At 53.6% G+C, this 895-nt stretch carries 1 protein-coding gene; it reads right to left on the bottom strand.

Translation table 11 applies throughout. The annotated features are described in order from the left end of the window. Nucleotides 1–809 (bottom strand): YcbJ family phosphotransferase (locus J5224_RS30895; RefSeq protein ID WP_264628836.1); only part of this gene is annotated, 809 nt, incomplete at its 3' end. Nucleotides 810–895 lie beyond the last annotated feature (86 nt).

The raw sequence follows: 895 nt of genomic DNA, 5'->3' as shown, positions 1-895 counted from the left end.
GCTTCCCAAATGACGTAAAGCCAGCGGCGATAAACAAAATTTTCCGCCAACGGCGCTTTTTGCAGGTAGCGATAGAGCAACGCTTCTGACATGCCCGGCTCGCACAGGCGAAACATGTCATATTCCCTGGGTGCCCATAACATCATGCCGGGGTTGATCATCGCCAGCAACTGATCGCTGCGCGGGTCTTTCAGCATGCTACGCAACGATAAATTACCGTGCACCAATACGCAGCTATCATCAAAATCATCAAACAAGCCGTCAAGACACTGGCGTGAGCGGTACAACACGCTGCGATCTTCCTGCGTCAGTAACGATGCGCCAACATTCAATAACGTTGACCAGAGCACTTCCAGCCGCTGTTCGTACCAACTGAGCCAGTCGTTATCCTGCGTGCTATCCACGCTGCCCACACAGCCGTGACTGTCGATACGGTGCCAGAGCAGCACGCTCTCGACCACATGATCCATCAGCGACGACCAACGTTCCGGGGTACGGGTCGGCGCTTCAACTGACACACCACGCAGGCGCTCAATCAATAGCAGTTCTTTATAGGGCGCTTCTTGGGTGATCACCACACCGTACACCGTTGGCAGGCGTACATCTCCCTCGCGCGCCAGCATGGAGAGCTTGTACGCCTCTTGCTGCGCAATACCCTGACAGACATAGCTTTTCGCCAACAGCGGCATGGCGTTGCCGTTATTGTCATACAGCGCGTACAAATGTGCGTAGGGCTGCTCACTGATACGTTGGAGCCGGCTTAATTTTTCCCCCAACACCGTGCTTAATTCAGCCTTCAAATGTTCCATACGTTGCTAAACCTCGCTCCTGCTTCAGGATCCCGCGTGCCATCATGCGGTGGACCGCCGTCAATTTCTTCAATATAGATCAAATA

It is taken from the genome of Candidatus Symbiopectobacterium sp. NZEC135, assembly GCF_025962695.1.
This window is presented reverse-complemented; position numbering and strand designations above follow the sequence as displayed.